Here is a 23,951-nt window from a genome sequence, read left to right as displayed (position 1 = left end):
TCCTCGGGCTTGACCCGAGGATCCACCACCGCCCTGCGGAGATCAATGGATCCTCGCCTCAAGGGCGAGGATGACGGAGAGAGTGTGGTGGGAGCCTTTCTTGGATTTAAAACCGGCTGGCCCAGTCGTTTATGTAGATGATCACAAAGAGGAAAACGCCGATGTCCCAGTTCACATTCACTGATCGCGCCGTGGTGGCGGAGCTTGTCGCGAAGATGTTGTGGGAGATCAAGGCCGTCCACTTCAATTCAGAGACGCCCTACACCTTCGCTTCCGGCATGAAGAGCCCCGTCTATATCGACATGCGCAAGCTCATCTCCTATCCGCGCATCCGCTCGGCGGTGATGGATTTCGCCGCCGCAAAGATCGTCGCGGATGCGGGCTTCGAAAAGTTCGATTGCGTCGCAGGTGGCGAGACGGCGGGCATTCCCTTTGCCGCTTTCCTCGCCGAACGCCTCAATCTGCCAATGATCTATTGCCGCAAGAAGCCGAAGGGCCATGGCCGCAATGCGCAGATCGAAGGCCATATGCCGAAAGGCGCGCGCGTGCTGGTCATCGAGGACCTGACGACGGCAGGCGGCTCCATGTTTACTTTCATCGATGCCATCCGCGCCGCTGGCGGCATTGTCGATCACGGCATCGCGCTCTTCTATTACGATATCTTCCCGGAAGGGATCGCGCGCTTCACCAACGGTGATGTGAAGCTGCATTACCTCAGCACATGGCGCAATGTGCTGGAAGCGGCGCGCAGCGAAAAGCTGTTCGATGACAAGACCTTGTCGGAAGTGGAAGCCTTTCTGGACAACCCGCTGCCCTGGTCCGCCGCACGCGGTGGCGTCAGCGAATTGCCGCAATCCTGATTTTGGTTGAGGCCGAAAAATCGACAAGTGCACGACTGGCCATTTCAGGCGAAGTTGTTTAAATCGATTTAGTTTTGAGACTGGAGGAGAACCGGATGATCCTGTGTTGTGGTGAAGCCCTGATCGACATGCTGCCGCGTGAAACCACGAAAGGCGAAGCGGGTTTTGCGCCCTATGCGGGCGGGGCAGTCTTCAACACGGCAATAGCCTTGGGTCGCCTCGGCGTTCCCTCCGCCTTCTTCTCCGGCATTGCCGATGACATGATGGGCGAAATCCTGAAGGAGACGCTGAAGGCCAGCAATGTGGATTACAGCCTCTGCGCCTTCTCCAACCGCCCCTCCACGATTGCCTTCGTGAAGCTGGTCGATGGCCACGCGACCTATGCCTTCTATGACGAAGGCACCGCAGGCCGCATGCTTTCGGAAACGGACCTGCCGAACCTCGGCGGAGATTGCGAAGCCATGCATTTCGGGGCCATCAGCCTCATCCCGGAACCCTGTGGCAGCACCTATGAAGCACTTTTGGTGCGCGAACACGAAAAGCGCGTCATCTCGCTGGACCCCAACATCCGCCCGGGCTTCATCAAGGACAAGCAGAAGCACCTTGACCGTATCAACCGCATGGCCGCCCTGTCGGATATCGTCAAATTCTCGGATGAAGACCTCGCATGGTTCGGCCTTGAAGGCGACGAAGATACGCTCGCCCGCCACTGGCTCCACCACGGCGCCAAACTCGTCGTCGTCACCCGCGGCTCGAAAGGCGCCGTTGGCTACACCCAGCAGCTTCGCGTCGAAGTCCCCAGCGAACGCGTAGAAGTCGTCGATACCGTTGGCGCAGGCGACACCTTCGACGCCGGCATCCTCGCCTCCCTCAAACTCCAAGGCCTCCTCACCAAACCGCAAGTCGCCTCGCTCACGCAAGACCAGATCGCCAAGGCATTGGCGCTGGGCGCAAAGGCTGCGGCGGTGACGGTTTCACGCGCGGGGGCAAACCCCCCTCGGGCGAATGAGATTGGGTTGTAAGATTAAGGACGCTCAACATTTTCTCCGGCACGGACATAAAGGTATTTAACAATCCGGATTCTACCCGCGCAACATACAGTTGAAGTTGCCTAGTGCCTGGTGTACCACCTAAATAGCTGGAGCGGGTGGGATGAAATTACGAGCAGGAGAACCTTGGAAGCCGACGCGTATAGAACGCATCAGTGATGTGCTGAACACCAGTACTAGGCCTCTCTTGGTGGTTACTGATGTTGGTCTGGCTGTGCTCAAATATGTTGGTAATGCACAGGGTGAGGACGCGCTCGTTGCAGAATTAATAGCTGCTGAATTAGCCGGAATGGTGGGTCTCCGAACGCCGGACTTTGCCGTCGAAAGAATCCCTGAGATTCCTACAAGAGACCCATTTATAACGGCTCGTGCTGGACCAGCATTCTTCTCTCGGTGGGAGCCCTCAACCAATCTCGCGCCAAATTCCCAACTTTTGCGAAGTTTGAGAGATCCAAAAGATATCGCGAGACTTGTCGTCTTTGATACATGGTTGCGTAACAAGGACAGATTTTCTGAAGATACACCCGGTGGTGTCACCAACTATGACAACATCTTGATCGTTCCTGACAAGCGAAAGACAAAACTCCTAATTATCGATCATAGCCATGCCTTCGCAGAAACTACGCTCGAGAATGAAATCAATGATGATTGGGCAAATGAAGAGCAGGTTTATGGATTGTTTAACGAATTTACTCCCATGCTGCGACGTACCGATGTAGAATCAGCCATTAATGTCATTTGCTCTCTGGTGTTCAGTGACATAAAGGATATATGCCGTTCGCCGCCGCTTGAATGGGGCTTCAGTCCGAAGCTGGCCGAAACCCTCGCTGAGTTGTTAGTCGAGCGCGCTATTAAAATGCGTCGATGGTTACCAACTGCGATTTTCGACCAATTTGAAATGGATTTTAACAGGAAGGAGGATTGAAATGGACGCTCTAAAACTTCTCTACAGCATAATTCAATTCAGTCCTTTCCCGGACCGTTTCGAGTATGTAAATGTTGGGGTTGCTGTTTTTGATGTCAGTAGTGGTGACGTTTCAATTAAGGTCGCTGACAATCTGTCAAGGGTAAAAAAATTCTTCGGCGAAATTAATGCAGCTTTTTTGAAGAGCGCGCTTAAGGATTTCGCTACGAGGGTGAAGTACGATTTCTTTAGCAGAGGGGTTTCTATCTCCTCTATCAACGACTTTAACTCCAGACGAGCAGATTTGTTTCGTCTGACTCCATTGAACTCGGTAGCTGGTAATCGTCCCATAGTGGTCGCTAATAAATTATTTCGTGATCTGGTCGAATGGGATGCTCACCCGAAAAAGATCGAGCGGATCAACAGCGTACTTACCAGCGCTTTTCGTGAAGCAGGAGTGCTTCAACTACTTGATAAGCGACCGGAACCTGTGCGCATAGAACAATACGGTGTTAGTATCCAAGCTGATTATGGGTACCAAAATGGCGTTTATAACCTTATCGATTCTGCGCGCTTTGACACACCTAGTCGCGGGCTCGCCGAAGCTGGTAAACGTGTACTAGAGGGTAAAGCCCTCCGCGAAAATTTGGCAAAACGTCTAATCGTAGTGGCTGAATTCGGATCGCAGTCAGACAATTTCGCCGACAATCTACGCGAGGACTTCGAAAGGGTCGGGGCAAAGCTATTTAAGATAGATGAAGTCGATGATCTCGCTGAAGAAATTCGCCGCACGGCGCATAACTGATTGCTGTCTCTTATATTATTTGGCCAACGTCAAAACATTAATAATAGGTGCACTCGTTAAGCAGTTGTGCCGGAAATAAAACAAAATTCTCCCAGTCAACACCTTCGAGCAATGCTATTCGTTGAAATTTTGTGCGGCATGCTGAATATAAGGGCAATCCTTCCATCTGCGCGTTAGATGCCCTCCGGCACCTCCACGCCTTCACGGAATTCAAAACATGTCTGCTTCATCTTCCTCAGCCCGTTCTCCAAGAGCGCCTAAGAAGCCCATTTATGCGTCCTTCGGGTTTCAGGTTTTCGCCGCCATGGTGGTCGGTCTTGTGCTGGGTTATGTGGCCCGGCAAATGGGCGCGACGGAGGCGGGGCCGAACTGGCTGGTCCAGACGCTGTCCACCATCGGCTCTATTTTCGTGCAGCTGCTGCGGGCGCTCGTCCCGCTGCTGATCTTTACCGCCATCGTTGCCAGTATCGCCAATTTGCGGGAGCTGAACAATGCCGCGCGGCTGGTGTGGCAGACGCTTCTGTGGTTCGCCATCACCGCGCTGATTGCGGTGGTCATCGGTATCACGCTCGGCCTCGTCATCCAGCCCGGCCTCAACACCGGCGTTGCGGCCACGGCAGCTGCGGCACCCTCCAGCACCGGCTCGTGGCTGGATTTCCTGAAAGGGCTCATCCCCTCCAACATTCTCGGCCTTCAGGCCTCCACCAAGGTAACGCCGAGCGGGGCGACGACGTCGCTTAATTTCAACGTCCTGCAAATCCTTGTCGTTTCGATTGCCGTTGGTATCGCGGCCTTGCAGGTGGGTGAAAAGGCGGAAGCCTTCCTGTCCTTCAACCGCTCGCTGCTGGCCATCACCCGCAAGATCCTCTGGTGGGTCATTCGCCTGACGCCCATCGGCACCATCGGCCTGCTCGGCAATGCCGTTGCCGTCTATGGCTGGGAGGCGCTGGCCTCGCTCGGCTGGTTTTCGGCGGCTATCTATATCGGCCTCGCCATCGTTCTTTTCGTGGTCTACCCGATCATCCTCAGCCTCAATGGCCTGAATCCGTTGCGTTTCTTCGCAGGCGCATGGCCGGCCATTCAGCTGGCTTTCGTCTCCCGCTCCTCCATCGGCACACTGCCGGTCACGGAACAGGTAACGGAACGCAATCTCGGTGTTCCGCGTGAATATTCAGCCTTCGCCGTGCCGCTGGGCGCCACCACCAAGATGGATGGCTGCGCAGCGATCTACCCGGCCATCTCGGCAATTTTCGTGGCACAATTCTATGGCCTGCCGCTCGGCATTCAGGAATATGTGCTGATCGTCTTCGTCTCGGTGCTCGGTTCCGCCGCAACCGCAGGGCTGACGGGCGCGACGGTTATGCTGACGCTCACGCTCTCCACGCTCGGCCTGCCCCTGCAGGGCGTCGGCCTGCTGCTGGCTGTCGATCCGATCCTCGATATGGGCCGTACCGCGGTTAATGTCGCGGGGCAGGCGCTCATCCCCACCATCGTCGCCAAGCGTCAGGGTATTCTCGATCAGGCTGCCTATGACCGGCAGGAACGCATCGATGCGCTCGATCCGGCTGCAACGCCCGCCGAGTGAAAAGAACGGCCGCTGAAACGAAAAATCGCCGGTCGCCCGGCGGTTTTTTATGGAAGCTCAGTCATTCCGCAGCCTGCGTCAAGCCGCTCCCGCGCGCCGGAATGGAACCGGGGGGATGGCCGATAATGCGCTTGAAGGCGCGGCTGAAGGCGGCTTGGGAGCCATAGCCGAGCTTGATGGCCGCAGCCTCGATGGGCATGTTTTCCCGGCCGATCCATTGCATTGCCAGCCGCATGCGCAATTCGGTCAGATACCGCACCGGCGTCATGCCGGTGATTTCCAGAAAGCGCTCGGCGAAGACGGAGCGGGAAGCGCCCATCACGCTTGCGAGTTCCGCCAGCGACCAGTCGTGACCCGGATTGTTGTGAATGGCGAGGATGACGCGCCCGAGACGCGGGTCGCGCAGTGCCGCGACCCAGCCGGAGGAATCGCCGCAGCCGCATTCCACCCATGCCCGCACGATGAAGGCCGCCACCACGTCTGCCAGCCGCGCCAGAATTCCGGCAAAGCCCGCGCGCGCCTGCCGCGTTTCCCGCTCCATCGCCTCCAGCATCGGCAAAAGCTCGGGGTAGCGGGAAATCAGCGTGCCAACGAACATCACCTCCGGCATCAGCCCAACAATCGGGTGAAGGCCGCCGAGATCGAACTCCATGCAGCCGCTGAACACCAGCACGCGCTCCTGGCTCGGCACATCGGGGCCGCATGTCTTGATGGCGCTGACGGAGTTGCAGAGCGGCGCGGCATCCAGCGAGCGGATATTCTGGCAGGGAATGTCCGGGCTAGACACCAGTGAATGCGCACCGCCGCGCGGCAAAAGCACCGCATCGCCCGTGTTCATCGCATGTATGATGCCGGATGCCGTGCGCAGATAAACCGGCCCGCAGGCAACGAAGTGAAATTGGGCACGCCCCTCCACCTCTCCGAAACCCAGCCCAAAGGGTGCAGAGGCCTCGATGCGACGGTAATCCAGCCCGACCAGCCGCATTCCCATCAGCAATTCGCTGATGAGGTCGGGATCGGGCACAGTGTGATTTTCGGACTTTCGATCAAACATAACGGATTTTGTGGCATGGATAGTCCGAAAAGTCCAGTCTATGTTCATGTCATCCACCTCCTCCCAAAGGACAAGACCGATGAACCCGACCTACACTTCCATCTCGCCCCAGGATGGCGCGCAAGCCCCTGCCTGGGGCGCCGTCACCTCCATGGCGCTCGGTGTCTTCGGGCTGGTCACGGCAGAATTTCTGCCCGCCAGTCTGTTGACGCCAATTGCCGCTGAACTCGGCATCACCGAAGGCGCCGCAGGCCAGGCGGTCACCGTCACCGCCGTCGTCGGCATGGTGGCCAGCCTTTTGATCACTTCTGCCGCCCGCCGCATCGACCGGCGGCATTTGATGATGGCGTTTTCCGCGCTGCTCGTCATTTCCAACCTCATGGTGGCAGCCGCCCCCGGCCTGACGATGCTTTTGATCGGACGTCTTCTGCTAGGCGTCGCACTTGGCGGCTTCTGGGCCATGTCCACCGCCATCGTCATCCGCCTCGTCCCGCCACAAAGCGTTCCGCGTGCGCTCTCCATGGTGTTCAGCGGCGTGTCGGCGGCAACCATCGTTGCGGCTCCCGTCGGCAGCTATGTCGGTGAACTTGCCGGTTGGCGCTTCGTCTTCGTGCTCACCGCACTTCTCGGCGTCATCGCCTTCATCATGCAGTTCCTCACCCTGCCCAAGCTTGCGCCCAGCGGCACCAGCAGCCTCAAGACATTGGGCGTGGTGCTGACGAGACCCGGCATCGCTCTCGGCCTCATTGCCGCAACGCTGGTCTTCGGCGGCCACTTCGCCTTCTTCACCTATCTGCGCCCCTATCTGGAGGCTGATATCGGTGCGAATATCGGCATGGTATCTGCCCTGCTGCTCGGTTTCGGTCTGGCGAATTTCGTCGGCACGCTCACGGCGGGCTCGCTGATCAGCCGCAGCCTGCGCTTCTCGCTGGCCGCCCTGCCGCTGCTCATGGCATTCATCGCCTTCCTGATCGTTGCGACAGAACCGCCGCTGCCCGTTGCCGCCGTTCTGGTGGCTGCATGGGGCTTCCTCTTCGGCGCGGTACCCGTTTCCTGGTCCACCTGGCTTGCCCGAACCATTCCCGATGAAGCGGAAAGTGCAGGCGGTCTTCTGGTTGCCTCCATCCAGTTCGCCATCGCCATGGGCGCAGCCGTCGGCGGCATCATCTTCGATATGAATGGAGCGATAAGCGTTTTCGCCACCAGCGGTCTGGTTCTGGCACTGGCTGCCATCGGCATCATTCTCGGCGTCAGGCCAAAGCCGCAGGTCAGCATTGCCTGAGACTGTCTGACATACACACATGAAAAAGCCGGGGCTCTCAACCCCGGCTTTTGTCATTCTGAATATGTCTTATTTCGCCAGACCTGCCAGAGCCTTCACCAGACCCTGAGTCGAGCTGTCATGTCCTTCGGCACTTTCCTTGCCTTCCACCACGGGCAGCAGGCCGGTTGCCAGTTCCTTGCCAAGCTCCACGCCCCACTGGTCGAAGGAGTTGATGCGGAAGAGCACGCCCTCGACGAAGACGCGGTGTTCGTAAAGCGCGATCAGGCGGCCCAGCGCGAACGGGGTCAGCTTGTCATAGACGAAGGTGATCGAGGGGCGGTTGCCGGTGAAGACGCGGTGCGGCGCAATGAAGTCCGCCTTTTTGTCTTCCATGCCCTTGGAGGTCAGCTGCTCTTTGGCTTCCGCCAAGGTGCGGCCCTTCATCAGCGCTTCGGATTGCGCAAGGCAATTGGCGATCAATAGCTGGTGCTGGTGGCGCAGGTTCTGCTCGAAGCCATTGGCGGCAATCATGAACTCGGCGGGAATGATGCTCGTGCCCTGATGGATCAGCTGGTAGAAGGCGTGCTGGCCGTTGGTGCCGGGCTCGCCCCACACGACCGGACCGGAATTGCCTTCGACCGGCGTACCGTCGATGGTCACGCCTTTGCCGTTCGATTCCATATCCAGCTGCTGGAGATAGGCCGGGAAGCGGGAGAGACGCTGGTCATAGGGCAGAATGGCGCGGGTCGGATAATCCAGCACATTGCGGTGGTAGAAGCCGATAAGGCCCAGCAGCATCGGCAGGTTCTGCCGGAAAGGAGCCTCGCGGAAATGCGTGTCCATGGCATGCGCGCCGTCAAGGAACTTGCCGAAATTCTCCGGTCCGATGGCAATCATCAGCGGCAGGCCAATGGCCGACCAGATGGAATAGCGACCGCCGACCCAATCCCAGAAGCCGAACACGCGCTCGCTGTCGATGCCGAAATTCGCGACCTTGTCGAGCGCTGTGGAAACGGCGCAGAAATGGTGCTTCACCGCCTCTTCGCCCAGCTTGTCGGCAATGAACTTGCGGGCAGTGGCCGCATTCGTCATCGTCTCGATGGTGGTGAAGGTCTTGGAAGCGATGATGAAAAGCGAGGTTTCCGGGTCGATCAGCTTCAGCGTATCGGCAATATGCGCGCCATCGATGTTGGACACGAAATGCGCGCGCGGGCCATCATGGAAGGGCGCCAGCGCCAGCGTCGCCATAACTGGGCCGAGGTCCGAACCGCCAATACCGATATTGATGACGTCGGTAATCTTTTTGCCCGTTGCACCCTTCAGCGAGCCGGAGCGGATTGCATCGGCAAACTTGCCCATGGCCGAAACTACGCCGTTCACATCCGGCATCACATCCTTGCCATCCACCAGAACCGGCGTGTTGGAACGGTTGCGAAGCGCGGTGTGAAGCACGGCGCGGCCTTCGGTGAAGTTGATCTCCTTGCCGGAGAACATCTCGTCGCGCTTTGCCGCAACGCCGCCTTCGGACGCCAGCTTTTCCAGGAGCGCCAGAATATCGTCATTGACGGCGCATTTGGAGAAATCCATCAGCAGGTCGTCAAACTTCGCGCTGAACCGCGCAAACCGGTCGGCGTCCTTGGCAAAGGCTGCGCGAATATCGGTTGCGTGGGTGGCGGCTGCGGTGGATTTCAGGGTCTCGATGATGGCCTGCATGGAAAGCTCCTCATGCTCCGTGGAAGGATGAGGAAACTATTCTTTTTCATCGGGCCAAATCAAGGCGCGATATTTTAAATCGATTGAATTTTCATCGCCTATTGGCGCTACGCACACCTCATTCCCGTCCTTGTGACAGGAATCCAGTCGACGCGCGTCTGCGCGGCAACGAGGTCTTTACGCCCAAAGACTTGGGCTGGCTGGATTCCTGTGACAAGCACAGGAATGAGGGTAAGCTAGGGTGCCTTCACGCGCTCAACTCGCAGGCGTCCAGACGCGGCACTGCCTACCAGATCAGTTCGCCAGCTTGCGAAGTTCACGCCGCAGGATCTTGCCGACATTGGTTTTCGGCATTTCCTGAATGAACTCGATATGCTTGGGCCGCTTGTAGTTGGTCAGGCTCTTGGCGCAGAAGGCTTTCAGCTCTTCCACCGTCAGCGCCTGATCCTTCTTCACCACATAAAGCTTCACCGCTTCGCCGGAATGTTCGTCCGTCACACCCACGGCAGCGCATTCCTGCACGCCCGGATGGGCGGCGGCCACTTCCTCGATTTCGTTGGGATAAACGTTGAAGCCGGAAACCAGGATCATGTCCTTCTTGCGGTCCACGATCTTGATGTAGCCCCGCTCATCCATGAAGCCCATGTCGCCGGAGCGGAAGAAGTTGTCCGCCGTCATCACCTTTGCGGTTTCATCCGGTCGCTGCCAGTAACCCGGCATGACCTGTGGGCCGCGAATGCAGATCTCACCCACTTCGCCGAGCGGCAGACTGTTGCCGTCATCGTCGCGGATATCCACGTCCGTAGATGGCACGGGGAGACCGATGGTGCCGCTGAAATCCGACTGGCCCAGCGGATTGACCGTTGCGACCGGAGATGTCTCGGAAAGCCCGTAGCCTTCGCAAATCGTGGTACCGGTTATGGATTTCCAGCGTTCCGCCACCGGGCGCTGGACGGACATGCCGCCACCCATCACGAGAACCAGCGAGGACAGGTCCAGCTTGCGGAAATCCTCATTGTTCAGCAGCGCATTGAACAGCGTGTTGATGGCCGGGAACACGTGCGGCGTGTAGCCGGAAAGCTCCTTGACGAAGCCCGGAATATCACGGGGATTGGCAATCAGCAGGTTATGGCCGCCGAGTGCCACGCCCATCAGCGAATTCACCGTCAACGCAAATATATGGTAGAGCGGCAGCGCGCAGACGAAGTTCATGACGTCCGGGCGCTTCTTGTGCAGGAATACGGCATCCATCCACAGCGCGATCTGCGCCTTGTTGGCCAGAAGGTTGCTATGGGTTAGCACCGCGCCCTTGGAAACGCCCGTGGTGCCACCGGTGTATTGCAGGAAGGCGATATCGCTGCGCTTGATCTCTACCGGCTTCAGCGACAGGCCGCGCGATTGCTTTAGCACATCCTTGAAGCTGATCGACTGCGGCAGCGCAAAGGCCGGAACCATCTTCTTGACCTTGCGCACGACGAAATTGACGATGTGGCCCTTGAAGCCCAGCAGGTCGCCCATGGTCGCCACGATCACGTGCTTGACGTCCGTCTTCGGCAGCGCCTGCTGCACCACATGGGCGAAATTTTCCAGCACGAACAGCGCCTTGGCACCCGAGTCCTTCAGCTGGTGTTCCAGCTCGCGTGGCGTATAGAGCGGGTTGACGTTGACCACGGTGAGGCCCGCGCGAAGAATGGCGTAAGTGGCGACAGGGTTCTGCAGAATATTCGGCATCATCACCGCAACGCGGTCGCCTTTTTGCAGGCCGATGCTTTGCAGCCACGCGGCAATGGCGCGGGTCTGCTGTTCCAGTTCACGGTAGGTGAGCGATTTTCCCATGCTGGAAAAGGCCTTGCGACCCGCATATTGGGCGCAGCTCTTTTCCAGAAGCTCGGCCAGCGATGCGTAGCCAAGATCGGGCAGTTCCGCCGGTACGCCCTGCGGGTAAGATGCAAGCCACGGACGCTGCGCAGCGCCGGGTTCCTGACGTATCGGATTGGTATCGCTCATTCCTGTCCTCCCACACTGATGCCGCAACGTTCCGAGCGTTTAGTCCATCTGCGGGTTCCTCATCCAGCAGATTACGGCCTCAAAGCATTGCAAGCGTAGATGATGCTCCCGCAATCATCCACTCACATCAGCGTATTTAACTCTAACGTAAACGTCAACTGCGCTTTGGCGGCTTTCGCGGTGCCGGGGTACGGCTTCGAACAATTGCTTTTTGACTTTAATCCTGATTTGCGCAATCAACAAACCGACCGCATCATATGGACATTTGGAATGGCAGAAGTTGCAGCGCTACAGCTGAACGGTATCGGCAAGACATTTGCCGGTGTCCCCGTATTGGCGGATATCGATCTTTCGGTTTCGAAGGGAGAGATCATCTGCCTCGTCGGGCGTTCGGGCTGCGGCAAGTCCACACTTCTGCGCATCATCGCGGGCGTCGAAACGCCGGATTTCGGTGCGGTGCGCATGAATGGTGCGGAGATTGCCGGGCCTTCCGTCTTCGTGGAGCCGGAAAAGCGCCGCATCGGCTTCGTCTTTCAGGATTACGCACTTTTTCCCCATCTCACTGTCGAGCAGAACGTCATGTTCGGGCTGAAAGGGCTGCCGAAGGCCGAGGCGAGGGCACGCGCCGCCGAGATGATCGAGCATGTGCGCCTGTCCGATCTGGCCAAGCGCTATCCCCACACGCTGTCGGGCGGCGAGCAGCAGCGCGTGGCACTGGCGCGCGCGCTTGCGCCGAAGCCGGATATTCTTCTCATGGATGAGCCATTCTCCAACCTCGACCGCGGCCTTCGCGATAGCGTTCGTGAAGAGACGCTGGGGCTTCTGCGTGCGCTGAACACCACCGCCATCATGGTCACACACGATCCGGAAGAGGCGCTCTCCGCCGGAGATCGCGTCGTTCTCATGCAGAAAGGCCGCATCGTGCAATCGGGTACGGGATATGAGGTGCATGACAATCCTGTCAGCCGTTACGCGGCGGATTTCTTCTGCGCCTTCAACAAGGTGGAGGGCAGGGTGCGAAACGGCCATCTCGAAACGCCGCTCGGACATTTCCCGCATGGCGGAAATCTGCCGGAAGGCACCTCCGCCTTCGCCTATATTCGCCCCGGCGCGATCGATATTTCGGGTGATCCGAACGCCGCTGCGGTCAACGGCCACATCTCCTCCCGCGTCTTCATGGGAGAGATCGAGCAGCTCTCGATCCGCGTCCCCGGCCTTGCCGACGATCTGCGCGTTCGCAGCATGAAACGCGCCCCCGCAGGGCTGAGAGACGTCCGTCTTTCCGTCGATCCCAGTCGCGTACTGATATTTACCCAGGATTGAATATAAGAATTTCCTACTAAAATAAGAGCCCCATTTTCAACTCAAAGTGATTTCGAACATAGGAATTGGCCGATGAAATAACTTGATTTGTTTCGTCATGTATGGTCGATGCCTCCCCGACACCATTTGAGTCTAAAGGGGATGGACATGGGTTCTTTCTACGCCAAGAAGATTGCACTGCTTGCCGGTGCCGCCACTATCGCACTGTCCGGCGCTGCCAATGCGGCAGAGCTGAACATTTACACCACGCGCGAACCGGCCCTGATCCAGCCATTGCTGGAAGCCTTCACCAAGGAAAGCGGCGTCAAGGTCAACACCGTGTTCCTGAAGGACGGTCTGGCTGAGCGTGTCTTGAGCGAAGGCGCAAGCTCTCCGGCAGATGTTCTGATGACGGTGGATGCGGGCAATCTGGTCGATCTGGTCGAAAAGGGCGTCACCCAGCCGGTCGAGTCCGAAGTTCTCACCAAGGCTATTCCGGCTGAATTGCGTGATGCCAAGGGCAACTGGTTTGCGCTTTCCATGCGTGCCCGCGTTCTTTATGCCGCCAAGGATCTGGACCTGAGCAGCTTCAATTACGAAGATCTGGCGGACGCCAAGTGGAAGGGCAAGGTCTGCATTCGCTCCGGCCAGCATCCCTACAACACCGCCCTTTTTGCCGATTACGTCGCTCACTACGGCGCTGAAAAGACCGAAGAATGGCTGAAGGGCGTGAAGGATAATCTCGCCCGCAAGGCTGGCGGCGGTGACCGCGACGTGGCCAAGGACATCCTCGGCGGCATTTGCGATATCGGCCTTGCCAATTCCTACTATGTCGGCCTTATGCGCTCCGGCAAGGGCGGCGAGGATCAGGTGAAGTGGGGCGAGGCGATCAAGGTCGTTCTGCCAACCTTCAAGGATGGCGGCACGCAGGTCAATATTTCCGGTGCAGCCGTTGCCAAGAATGCGCCGAACAAGGCTGAGGCCGTTAAGCTTCTCGAATATCTGGCTTCCGATGAGGCGCAGAAGATTTATGCCGAAGCCAATTACGAATATCCGGTCAAGCAGGGTGCCGCCCTCAACGAAATCGTCGCCTCCTTCGGCACGCTCAAGATCGACAACAAGCCGCTGACGGAAATCGTGTCCCACCGCAAGGAAGCCAGCCAGCTGGTGGATAAGGTCGGCTTCGACAATTAAGACAAAGGTCGCTCGACGTCCTCTCGGGTCGGCTCACCCACACGCGTCGTCATCCTCGGGCTTGACCCGAGGATCTACGCTCTGGCATCCCGATCATGGATCCTCGCATAAAGGGCGAGGATGACGGAGAGGGAATGAGCACAGGACCCAATCTCAGGCGCCCGTTTCACACGGGCGCCTTCACCGTTTCAAGCATCCCCGCGTGACGAGCGCAACAAGGCCTTAAAATCCGCATGGTCTCCGAAACTGCCAGCCACACACCGATCAATTCCAGACCGCGCGTCACATCGGCGATCTGGTGGCTGGTGGCGTCCGTCTGCGTAGCAGCGCTGGCGCTTCTGCCAATTCTGGCACTGGTAACGGAGGCGGTTCAGGGCTCGCAAGGGCTTTGGGCGCATCTTGGCGAAACGGTACTTGCCAATGCCCTGCCTGAAACACTGATCCTGCTGTCAGGCGTCGGTCTTCTTGCCGGTGTGCTGGGAACGGCAACCGCATGGCTTGTTGCGGCGCATGATTTTCCCGGTCGAAAAATCCTGGAATGGGCGCTGCTTCTGCCGCTCGCCATGCCGACCTATATCATGGCCTACGCCTATCTCGATATTCTCCATCCGCTCGGGCCGGTGCAGGGGGCAATCCGTTGGCTGCTGGGCTATTCCAGCCCGAGAGAATTTCGCCTCGCCGATATTCGCTCCATGACTGGCTGCATCCTGCTGCTCGGCTTCGTGCTTTACCCTTATGTCTATATTCCCGTGCGGGCCATGTTTCTCACGCAGGCGGGCAATCTGCTCGAAGCCGCGCGCATGCTCGGCACCTCTCGACGCTCCCTGTTCCTTCGCGTTGCCGTTCCGCTCGCCCGCCCGGCGATCGCAGTCGGCGTCAGCCTGGCATTGATGGAAGCCTTGAACGATATCGGGGCCTCCGAATTCCTCGGTGTTCGAACGTTGACCGTATCTATCTATACGACCTGGGTCACCAAATCGGATTTGCCGGGGGCAGCGCAAATTGCGCTTTGCATGCTGCTGCTCGTCGTGGCGCTGGTCGCCCTGGAACGCTGGGCGCGACGCAGGCAGCGCTACTCGCTGTCTGCCCAAAAAAGCAAGGTGCTGGAGCCTCTGCGAATAAAGGGCGCGTATGGCTGGCTGGCTCTCGGCCTCTGCGGCCTGCCGATCCTCATCGGATTTGCCGGTCCCGCACTCTACCTCGTCGTGGAAGCCTGGAAGCGCTATCAGTTCAGCGGGCTTTCTTCGCGCTTTGCCGCGGAAGCCTTCAACACTGTCGCCTTCGCAGGCACAGCTACCATCGTCACGCTCTTCTTCGGCCTTGTGGTGGCTTATGCCCTGCGCCTCGTTCCCGGAAAAGCCTCTCTCTGGTCCTTCCGTTTGGCAACGGTCGGCTATGCCGCCCCCGGCACGGTGATTGCCATCGGCGTCCTGATCGCGCTTGGCAGCTTCGACCGCTTCGTTGATCAAACCATGCAAACGTTGTTCGGCATCTCCACCGGCCTGTTGTTGATCGGCAGCGGCGCAGCACTCATCTTTGCCTATACGGCCCGCTTTCTGACGATTGCCGCTGGCGGCATCGATGCCGGGCTCAGCCGCATTCCAACGTCTTTCGATCATGCCGCCCGCACCCTTGGCCGCACGCCGGGCGCAACGTTCCGCCATGTCCATCTGCCCCTGTCGAAAGCCGCTCTTGCCGCAGCAGGGCTGCTGGTCTTTGTGGATTGCGTGAAGGAACTACCGGCAACTCTCCTCCTGCGCCCGCTCAATTTCGAGACCTTCTCCACCCAGCTTTATGGCGAAGCCGCGCGCGGAACCTATGAGGAAGCCTCCATCGCAGCCCTCGCAATCGTCCTCATCGGCATTCTTCCGGTCATGCTTCTTGCGCGCATCGGCAGGCATCAAACAGGCAAGCCTTGAGAAGAGCGGCAGAAATAATCTGTTGGCGAGCGATTTTTCGCCCAAGAATGTTCAAATCTCCCCGAAAGCGAACAAGCGTTACACCTTAATCTTGATGTAATTACTCATCTTAATTACATCACGCGCGCCAGCCCATGCTCGGCGCGTTTCTCCGGGGCGTTACGTGAAAAAGACCAACCATATCCTCCTCACCCGTCTTCTGACGGGAACAGCACTCCTCGTTCTCGGCGTGCCGCATGCGTCCTTTGCCCAAGAAGCCGGCACGACTGTCCTCGAACAGATCACCGTGCAGGGCGCAGGAGACGCGACAGGCACCGGCCCCGTGGATGGCTATGTCGCCAAGAAATCCACCTCCGGCTCCAAGTCGGACACGCCGCTGAAGGAAATTCCGCAGTCGGTGTCGGTCATTGGTCGCGAAGAGCTCGATGACCGTGCAGTCGTCACAAAGGTAGACGAAGCACTGCGCTACACACCGGGAGTTCTGACCCAGCAATTCGGTGTCGATGCGGATACTGACTGGTTCTATCTGCGAGGCTTCGATGCGAGCCAGACAGGGGTTTTTCTCGACGGTCTCAACCTGTTTTCTTACGCGTTTGGAAACTTTCAAATCGATGCTTACAGCCTCGAACGCGTGGAGGTATTGAAGGGTGCGTCTTCAGTAATCTACGGTGGCGCAAATCCCGGCGGTATCGTTCAGTTGACCAGCAAACGTCCGCAGGACGAGCCGATCCGTCAGACTGAAGTCGGCATCAATAATTTTGGCAACGCATTCTTCGGTTTCGATCTGGGTGACAAGATCGATGAAGAGGGTGTCTGGAAATATCGCGTAACGGGCAAGGTTGCCGGTGGGGATACCTACACCGACTATTCCAATGATCTTCGTGGCTTCATCATGCCGCAAATTTCATTCGAGCCGGACGCGCAGACAAGCGCTACGGTGTACGGCTACTTCTCGGCACTGGATCAGGTGCACACAGGTAACAGCTTCCTTCCATATGAAGGAACTGTGGTGAACGGTTCTTTCGGCAAGATTTCTCGGGATAGTTTCTTCTCGGAACCGGACATGGACAAGGGCCGCGCCTATCAGTCGTTGGTCGGTTACGAAATCAGCCACGAATTCGACAATGGCTGGAAGCTAAGCCAGAACGCTCGCTACGCATATTTGAACAAGCACGAGACTGGCGTCTTCGGTAACGGCTTGACAGCTGTCGGTTCCGATACCCTCAATCGTTTTGCGTCTGACGAAGTGAGTAAAGTCGACAGTTTCAATATCGACAATCGCGCGGAAAAAGAGTTCGAAACCGGCGCGCTCGATCACAATCTACTGCTGGGTCTGGATTACAAACACTTCCAGCTGGACCGCGTTCAGCGCGCTGGCAGTGCGGACCCAATCAATGTCGTAAACCCTGTCTATACGGGAAATTACACGCTCGGCTCGCCCTATGCGGATGAACTCATCACGCAGCAGCAACTCGGTGTTTATGCGCAGGACCGCATTCGGTTCGGTGATGGCTGGCTGGTTACGCTCAATGGCCGCTATGACTATGTCGACACGGATGTCGAAAACCGGATAGGTGCATCAAGAAGCTCCAACGACAGCGCCTTGAGCGGTCGCGCTGGGCTTGCCTATGAATTCGACAACGGTTTGACGCCTTACGTTTCGGCCTCCACCTTTTTCAATCCGCTGGTCGATAGTCTCGCAAACGGCGAAACCGCAAAGCCGGAAGAAGGACATCAATTCGAAACCGGCGTGAAATATGAGCCGGACTTCTTCGACGGTACCTTGAACGCCTCTGTCTTCAAACTCGTCAAGCAGAACGCCATTGTTTCTTATACCGACAGTAACAATAAGTTCGTCAGCGGCCAGTTCGGAGAGGTCGAGTCTCAAGGTGTTGAGCTTGAAGCCAAGGTCAATCTCAATGAAAACTGGAAGGCGCTTGCAGCTTATTCCTATACGGATATCGAAATCACGGAAGACGCCAATCCTAATCTCATCGGCAAGTCCCCTTGGCTCATTCCCAACCACACCGCGTCTCTCTGGCTTGATTACAGTTTTACAAACGATACACTCGAGGGCTTGAGCCTCGGTGGTGGAGTGCGTTTCAAGGGCAAATCCTATGCTGATCAGTTGAACCAGCTGGAAGTTCCAAGTGCGGCAGTGTTCGATGCAGCGATCCGCTACGAGAAGAATGATTGGACGGCTTCGGTCAATGTCGCAAATCTGTTCGACAAGGAATATGTCGCAGGTTGCGCTGGCGCAAATGTCTGCGCATGGGGCGATAGCCGCACCATCACCTTCAAGCTCTCCAAAAAGTGGTAACGCGGGAAGGGCAGGGCGCTCCTGCCCTTCATTACCATCAATTCATTTGCGCTGCCCGTATCACGGCGATAAAAGATGAGTGAATTAATCTTCTTTAGAAAGGTATCGTCATGCTGGAAGCAAGGTCGGAGCTCAAGACGGAGAGCGGTTCCAAATATCTCGTTCAGCTATTCAAGCATTTCGCCCACAAGATCGATGTCACCTATGACGAAAAGCATGGCGAATGCCAGTTCGATTTCGGTGCGGCAAAGCTCGATGCGGAAGCAGAACGCCTGAATATCTTCGTCTCGGCACCCGATCAGGAAAAGCTGGAGCGGGCAAAGTCCGTGGTGGAAAGCCACCTCCTGCGCTTCGCGTTTCGCGAAGAAATCGAGAGCCTGAGCTGGCACTGAGCCGTTCTCGCGCCGCACCTTGCGGCGGCAGGGCTTGCCCGGTATAAACATGATCAATCAATTCATGTTTGCCGAGTAACACGCAATGGCGTTCCGCCCCCGAATGGAAACTGATATCAGCGGCTTCTCCGTCATCGGAGGGCCGCGCACCCGTGTCTGGGATGGCGTGGTGGCGGATCTCTGGGATGTGCGCTGCTCGCCAAATGCAGGCGGCCATTATGTCGGCAAGGACCCGCGGCTCGTTTTCATGCTGGATGTGCAGGCGGATGCGGGCGGGCGCTTCACCATGCAGCACCGCAAGCGCGGCCAGCATAATTTCTCCATCGCCGAGCCGATCACCTATGTTCCCGCCGATGAGCAGCTCTGGACCGATCTCTCCGGCGTGCGTTTTCTAAGACATCTCGATCTGCATTTCGATGCAGCAGCCCTCAGCAAACGACTGATGCAGGATCTCGATCAGGAGGCGCTGCTCAGCCCGCGCCTGATGTTCCATGATGAGCGACTTCTCGCATTGGCCGGTCTCATCGCCTCCGAATGCGATAACGACAATCCGCTGCACCAGCTTTACGGTGAAAGCCTCGTGCTGGCGCTGCTGACGGATTTCCTGAAAGTCCGGCCCGGCCCTGCGAAAAAGCGCACGAAGCTTGCGGCATGGCAGTTGCGCAGCGCCACCGATTATATGCGCGAACATTGCCTGCGCGGCATCCGCCTTCAGGAACTGGCTGAGCTTACCAACCTTTCCCAATCCCAGTTCAGCCACGCTTTCAAGGCCTCCACCGGCCTGCCTCCACATCAATGGCAGATGCGCGCACGCATCGACCGGGTGAAGGAGATGCTACGCGAGGGCAAGATGCCGCTCACCGAGGTCGCCATGCTTACCGGCTTTTCGGATCAGGCACATTTCTCCCGTGTTTTCAGAAAGATGGTCGGCGTCTCCCCCTCCATCTGGCAGCGCCACCACCACTAAGACGTGGCGCGATTCCGTCTATGTGAGCAATGCGTGAAGGAACGATTTTCCGCCCAACGCGGTTAGTCCACCATCACACATGCAAAAAGAGGAGATTGCATCATGGTCCATCATGAACCCCGCGCCGGTCAGGATCCTTATGTGAAGGACACGCCAAGCTTCATTGCCAGCGACAAGGTCGAAGGCACGAATGTCTATGGCGCAGATGGCAAGAAGATCGGCTCCATCCAGCGCATCATCTTGGAAAAGCGCGGCGGCCGCGTGGCTTATGCGGTGCTGAGCTTCGGCGGTTTCATGGGCATCGGTGATGAATATTATCCGCTGCCGTGGGAAAAGCTGCATTACGATGAAGAGCTGGATGGCTATCGCGTCGATCTCACCAAGGACCAGATCGAAAACGCACCGCGTTTTGCAGATCGTGAAGACGATAGCTGGTATGGCCGCGATGACCGCAAGGTCTATGACTATTACGGCGTGCCGCCATACTGGATGTAAAACTCATGAGGATGCGGCCCCAAAAGGGGCCGTTTCTTTATGTTCGAATTTATGTTGCAAAGAAAAGGGCCGCTTAATGCGGCCCGTTCAACTTCGCTTCCGAAATGGCATCTTCAAAGCAGCGGCGTGCTTCTTCCGGGGTCTTGCGCCCGTCAAGCGCCGCGCGGCACGCGCTTCTGGCCCGAACGAACGTCAGGCCACGCACATGCGGCCAATTTTCCGACATCAGCGCCAGTGCATCAAATGGGCCGGAAATAACGTTTCTGGTATTTTTGTCGAAATTCACTTCGACAGGCTCTGTCCATACAGTCTGTTTCATCGGACACCTCCCTAACAACCCATGTCAACGCTCCACACGATGACATGGTTCCCATTAGTGAGATTATGCGCAAAAGTTGAAATTTACAACTGGCTTATGCGCCTTACCGAAAACCGAAGAAAGAAAGGATTGCCAGAACGATGACGACCAGGCCGACGATGTAGATGATCTGATTCATAAGGCTTGCCTCCGCGTAACGGCTCAGGTGTCATCCTGATACCTATGCTAATATTCACCGTAACGTGAACGGAGGCGCGAAGTTCCCGAAAAAGACATATTTTCCGTTGTGTCGAGTGGATCGTGCCTGTCTTCAGTTCTCCAGGGTAAACTGCACGACATCGATCCGCTCTGTGCGGAAGCCAGCCGCACAATAATGCAGGTAGTACTGCCACATCCGGCGGAAGCGCTCATCGAAGCCGAGGGGTTCGATCCGCTCCCAGTTGGAGATGAAGGCGCGGTCCCAGAGCATCAGCGTGCGGTCATAGTCTTTGCCGAAGCGCAACTCGTCGGTGGTGGTCAGGCCTTGGGCAGAGGCAGCCTCGCGGAAAGCGGTGATCGAGGGCAGCATGCCGCCGGGGAAAATGTAGGTCTGAATGAAATCGGCATTGCGCCGGTATTCATCGAACCGCGCCTCATCGATGGTGATGACCTGAACCACGGCCTTGCCGCCCGGTGCCAGAAGCTCGCGCACGCGCCGGAAATAGGTCGGCCAGTTTTCCTCGCCCACGGCTTCGAACATCTCGATGGAAACGATCTTGGAAAACTGCCCCTGGCAGTCGCGGTAATCTTCCAGCCGGATATCGGACCGGGCGGAGAGACCCGCTTCGGCAAGCCGGTTGCGGGCAAAACTTGCCTGTTCCTGCGAAAGCGTCAGCCCCGTCACGCGGCAACCGGTTTTGGCCATGGCATATTCGGCAAAGCCGCCCCAGCCGCAGCCAATTTCCAGCACATGATCGTCAGGACCGATGTTCAACTCCTCAACGATGCGGTCATATTTCGCATTCTGCGCTTCCGCCAGCGTTTCTCCGGGACGCGTGAACAGCGCGGAGGAGTAGGTCATGGTCTCGTCCAGCCATGCCCGGTAGAAATCGTTGCCCAGATCGTAATGGAAAGCGATGTTGCGGCGGCTGCCCGCCTTGGAGTTGCGGCGCAGGCGGTGGCGTAGATAGTCTATCGCGGCCACGAGGCGCGATGGCTCGGAAAGCGAAAGCCAGTTGTGTTCGTTGGCCAGCGTCACTTCGATCAGCGTGGAAATATCAGGGCTGTCCCAATCGCCATCCATATAGGCACGGGCAAATCCCATATTGCCGCCGGTCAGAAGACGCCGGACCAGCCGTCCGCGATTGATCGAAATCACGCCATGCGGGCCGTTCTCGGCCCCTTGCAGCACATATTCCTGCCCCCCCGGAAACACCAGGGTAAGGCGTCCATGGGTCAGGCCGCTCAGTCTGCGGCAGATCATTCGCTGCCACAGAGGCGCACTGGAGGTGAGAAACGGACGCGTTTCCTGTTCAGCGTGGCTCATTGTTCATGCCTCCCAAAGTTGCGGCAGTTGCGGGCACAGAGCTCGCAATGCGGCTTTCAGCCGCCTTGTGCCGGTAAAGCGGATTGCCCTTCACCCAGAGGATCAGGGCCTCCCAGTGAATGGCGCCCATGATTTTTAGCGTCATCAGCGGGTGAGAAAGAAAAGATCTGGCCAGAGCGCCATCGGTCAGCGGGCGGCGCTTGCCGGAAAAGGATGCAAACAGAAGATCGCCTTCCGCATCGCGTTCATTGATGGCGATCTGCACCGCCTCCTGCGGCGGCTGGATGCGGAAATCATAGGTGCAGTCCATCGGCACGAAGGGCGAGACATACATCTCCTTGCCGCAGGAGTGGCGGACCGTTTTCGCCTCGGCATCCGGCGTGGGAATGATGTAGGTGTGGCGCTCGTGAAAGGTGTTGCACACCTCATAGAGAATGGCGACCAGCCGGTCTCCATCCGTGCGGTCATGGCAGAAATAGACCGTCAGCGGATTGAACACATAGCCGAAAATGCGCGGATAACAAAGCATCTCCACCCGCAGGTCATCGGTCTTGAGTTCGATGCCCGCATCGCGCAGCCGCGTTCCGCACCAGTCCTTCAGTCCGCCCTTTTCGCCAAGGCCATGGTCCTTGTCGTGAAAGCTGAAGACGGCAAAACGATTATGCGAAAACAGCCGCAGCGTCGCGTCCATCAACGGCAGTTCATCCAGATCGAGCAGCAGCGAGAAGACGCGGTAATTGAGCTTGTGCGCATGCGGGCGGTGGCGCGCATGCGCCACTTTTCCGGCATAGATCGCAGAGCGCAACGTCATCAGACGCGCTCCTTGACCGGTGTCAGGAAGATACGACCGGATTCGTTTTCGACGTTCCACGGACGCTTCACGCCGCCAAGCGCTTCGGCAACTGCCAGACCCGACTGAATTCCATCCTCATGAAAACCACTGCCGAAATGCGCGCCGCAGAACCACGTATTACGGCGGCCCTGCAGCGACCAGAGCGTCTTCTGCGCTTCCATCGCGTCTGCATTGAAAAGCGGATGGGCATAATCGAAGGTCTGGATGATCTTCGCCCGGTCGATCGGACGGGATGGGTTGAGCGTCACGAACAGCAGCGTTGCCTCGTCTAAATGCTGGAGCTTGTTCATCCAGTAGGTCACGCAAAGCTGTTCCGTGCCTTTCGCACCCGGTTCGCTCAGGTAGTTCCAACTGGACCAGACCGCGCGCCGGTCCGGCATCAGCCGCGCATCGCTGTGCAGAACGGCTGCGTTGCGGGTATATTGAAAAGCGCCGAGCAAAGACTGTTCACTCTCGTCCGCATCAGCCAGAAGCGAAAGCGCCTGATCCGCATGGGTGGCGATCACGACATCGTCGAACATGGAGAGATGGCCGGCGCGATCCAGTATCTTCACGCCCTCATTGGTGCGCTTGATGCCGGAAATTCGGCTGTCGAGAACCACCGTTCCCCGGAATTCCGCCATGATGCGCGATACATATTCCCGGCTACCACCCTTCACCGTGCGCCATTGCGGACGCCCGGAAAGCTGCACCAGACCATGGTTGACGAAGAAGCGGATAAAGGCCTGCAACGGATAATCGCGCATATCCTTCGCCGTCATCGACCAGATGGCGGCACCCATGGGCAGCAGATGGTCATCCACGAAGCCGTCGGAGTAATCGTTGCGATCCAGATAATCACCAAGGCTGACACCTTGCAGCGCCGGATCATTCAGCAGATCGGGCGCGATTTTGTAGAAGCGCATGATATCGCGCACCATCTTCCAGAAGCGCGGGCGCAGCAGATTGGTTTTCTGTCCAAGAAGACCGCCGAGGCCGGAACCCGAATATTCAAGCTTGCCGCCATGCAGGGAAGCGGCAAAGGACATTTCTGTCTCAAGTGTCGGCACACTCAGATGGGCAAAGAGCGCAACGAGATTGGGGTAGTTCTTTTCATTATAGACGATGAAGCCCGTATCGACGGCGATAGGCTTTTTACCGGGGCGCTCCACCGTTACCGTGTTGGCATGGCCGCCCAGCCTGCTATCGGCTTCGAAAAGCGTCACATCGGCGGATTTATCCAGCAGCCAAGCGGCTGAAAGTCCGGAGATGCCGGAGCCGATGACGGCGACCTTGCGCCGTGTCCGCCCCTGTTCTGTCCGCGCCGAAATATTCATGACATCAAGGTCCATCTTCTTCATGTCGGGTTTTACGCAGCATGCAGCGGGATGGATTTCCGGCAGGCGAAAATTTTGTCATCTACCGTACTTTTGGTGATCCACCGG

General features: G+C 57.6%; 20 protein-coding genes. 13 read left to right on the top strand and 7 right to left on the bottom strand.

What is annotated here, in order from left to right:
• Window positions 1-161: 161 nt before the first annotated feature.
• The 5 genes from CFBP5473_RS13935 to CFBP5473_RS13915 all read left to right on the top strand — a co-directional run bounded on the left by CFBP5473_RS13935 (window position 162) and on the right by CFBP5473_RS13915 (window position 5,203).
• Window positions 162-860 carry an orotate phosphoribosyltransferase gene (locus CFBP5473_RS13935; protein WP_027675975.1) on the top strand — a complete coding sequence of 233 codons (699 nt, stop codon included), beginning with the start codon at window positions 162-164 and terminating at the stop codon, window positions 858-860.
• 95 nt (window positions 861-955) lie between these two features.
• On the top strand, window positions 956-1,882 hold the full coding sequence (locus CFBP5473_RS13930) for a carbohydrate kinase family protein (protein WP_027675976.1): 927 nt from the start codon (window positions 956-958) through the stop codon (window positions 1,880-1,882).
• Window positions 1,883-2,012: 130 nt separating this feature from the next.
• Window positions 2,013-2,834 (top strand): HipA family kinase, encoded by an 822-nt coding sequence (locus tag CFBP5473_RS13925; protein WP_027675977.1) that lies wholly within the window; start codon window positions 2,013-2,015, stop codon window positions 2,832-2,834.
• 1 nt (window position 2,835) lies between these two features.
• On the top strand, window positions 2,836-3,618 hold the full coding sequence (locus CFBP5473_RS13920) for a DUF3037 domain-containing protein (RefSeq protein WP_027675978.1): 783 nt from the start codon (window positions 2,836-2,838) through the stop codon (window positions 3,616-3,618).
• A gap of 217 nt (window positions 3,619-3,835) precedes the next feature.
• The gene (locus CFBP5473_RS13915; protein ID WP_027675979.1) at window positions 3,836-5,203 is read left to right on the top strand and encodes a dicarboxylate/amino acid:cation symporter; all 1,368 of its coding nucleotides are present in this window, start codon (window positions 3,836-3,838) and stop codon (window positions 5,201-5,203) included.
• Window positions 5,204-5,264: 61 nt separating this feature from the next.
• Here the strand turns inward: CFBP5473_RS13915 and CFBP5473_RS13910 are convergent, their stop codons facing one another.
• The gene (locus CFBP5473_RS13910) at window positions 5,265-6,257 is read right to left on the bottom strand and encodes an AraC family transcriptional regulator (protein WP_037171144.1); all 993 of its coding nucleotides are present in this window, start codon (window positions 6,255-6,257) and stop codon (window positions 5,265-5,267) included.
• A gap of 79 nt (window positions 6,258-6,336) precedes the next feature.
• On the opposite strand from CFBP5473_RS13910, the gene CFBP5473_RS13905 reads away from it, so the two are divergent.
• Window positions 6,337-7,539 carry an MFS transporter gene (locus CFBP5473_RS13905; protein WP_027675981.1) on the top strand — a complete coding sequence of 401 codons (1,203 nt, stop codon included), beginning with the start codon at window positions 6,337-6,339 and terminating at the stop codon, window positions 7,537-7,539.
• 69 nt (window positions 7,540-7,608) lie between these two features.
• Here the strand turns inward: CFBP5473_RS13905 and pgi are convergent, their stop codons facing one another.
• On the bottom strand, window positions 7,609-9,234 hold the full coding sequence (gene pgi, locus CFBP5473_RS13900) for a glucose-6-phosphate isomerase (protein WP_027675982.1): 1,626 nt from the start codon (window positions 9,232-9,234) through the stop codon (window positions 7,609-7,611).
• A 294-nt stretch (window positions 9,235-9,528) separates the two neighbouring features.
• Complete coding sequence (locus CFBP5473_RS13895; protein WP_051441308.1) at window positions 9,529-11,241, bottom strand: long-chain fatty acid--CoA ligase; 1,713 nt, start codon at window positions 11,239-11,241, stop codon at window positions 9,529-9,531.
• Between the two features lie 270 nt (window positions 11,242-11,511).
• Between CFBP5473_RS13895 and CFBP5473_RS13890 the strand changes: the two genes are divergently transcribed.
• From CFBP5473_RS13890 to CFBP5473_RS13860, 7 genes are all read left to right on the top strand, one after another.
• Complete coding sequence (locus CFBP5473_RS13890) at window positions 11,512-12,564, top strand: ABC transporter ATP-binding protein (RefSeq protein ID WP_027675984.1); 1,053 nt, start codon at window positions 11,512-11,514, stop codon at window positions 12,562-12,564.
• Between the two features lie 147 nt (window positions 12,565-12,711).
• On the top strand, window positions 12,712-13,737 hold the full coding sequence (locus tag CFBP5473_RS13885) for a Fe(3+) ABC transporter substrate-binding protein (RefSeq protein ID WP_027675985.1): 1,026 nt from the start codon (window positions 12,712-12,714) through the stop codon (window positions 13,735-13,737).
• 233 nt (window positions 13,738-13,970) lie between these two features.
• On the top strand, window positions 13,971-15,656 hold the full coding sequence (locus CFBP5473_RS13880) for an ABC transporter permease (protein ID WP_051441309.1): 1,686 nt from the start codon (window positions 13,971-13,973) through the stop codon (window positions 15,654-15,656).
• Between the two features lie 163 nt (window positions 15,657-15,819).
• Entirely contained in the window at window positions 15,820-17,976 is a 2,157-nt protein-coding gene (locus tag CFBP5473_RS13875) for a TonB-dependent siderophore receptor (protein ID WP_051441310.1), read from the top strand.
• Window positions 17,977-18,086: 110 nt separating this feature from the next.
• Window positions 18,087-18,368, top strand: coding sequence for a DUF2218 domain-containing protein (locus CFBP5473_RS13870; RefSeq protein ID WP_027675988.1), 282 nt, complete (start codon window positions 18,087-18,089; stop codon window positions 18,366-18,368).
• Window positions 18,369-18,453: 85 nt separating this feature from the next.
• On the top strand, window positions 18,454-19,335 hold the full coding sequence (locus tag CFBP5473_RS13865; RefSeq protein WP_027675989.1) for a helix-turn-helix domain-containing protein: 882 nt from the start codon (window positions 18,454-18,456) through the stop codon (window positions 19,333-19,335).
• 102 nt (window positions 19,336-19,437) lie between these two features.
• A complete protein-coding gene (locus CFBP5473_RS13860; RefSeq protein WP_027675990.1) occupies window positions 19,438-19,830 on the top strand; it encodes a PRC-barrel domain-containing protein in 393 nt (130 codons plus the stop codon).
• Between the two features lie 73 nt (window positions 19,831-19,903).
• Here CFBP5473_RS13860 and CFBP5473_RS13855 read toward each other — a convergent pair whose 3' ends face one another.
• From CFBP5473_RS13855 to CFBP5473_RS13840, 4 genes are all read right to left on the bottom strand, one after another.
• Window positions 19,904-20,149, bottom strand: a complete 246-nt coding sequence (locus CFBP5473_RS13855) for a DUF982 domain-containing protein (protein ID WP_027675991.1) — start codon at window positions 20,147-20,149, stop codon at window positions 19,904-19,906.
• Between the two features lie 310 nt (window positions 20,150-20,459).
• Complete coding sequence (locus tag CFBP5473_RS13850; protein ID WP_027675992.1) at window positions 20,460-21,674, bottom strand: SAM-dependent methyltransferase; 1,215 nt, start codon at window positions 21,672-21,674, stop codon at window positions 20,460-20,462.
• The gene (locus CFBP5473_RS13845; protein ID WP_027675993.1) at window positions 21,661-22,485 is read right to left on the bottom strand and encodes a DUF1365 domain-containing protein; all 825 of its coding nucleotides are present in this window, start codon (window positions 22,483-22,485) and stop codon (window positions 21,661-21,663) included. The genes CFBP5473_RS13850 and CFBP5473_RS13845 overlap by 14 nt, the downstream gene beginning before the upstream one ends.
• A complete protein-coding gene (locus CFBP5473_RS13840) occupies window positions 22,485-23,858 on the bottom strand; it encodes an NAD(P)/FAD-dependent oxidoreductase (RefSeq protein ID WP_234881812.1) in 1,374 nt (457 codons plus the stop codon). Before CFBP5473_RS13840 ends, CFBP5473_RS13845 begins: the two co-directional genes overlap by 1 nt.
• Window positions 23,859-23,951 lie beyond the last annotated feature (93 nt).

This window comes from Agrobacterium larrymoorei, assembly GCF_005145045.1.
GTDB lineage: Bacteria > Pseudomonadota > Alphaproteobacteria > Rhizobiales > Rhizobiaceae > Agrobacterium > Agrobacterium larrymoorei.
Note: the sequence above shows the minus strand (reverse complement) of the source record. Positions and strands in the feature narration are given on the sequence as shown.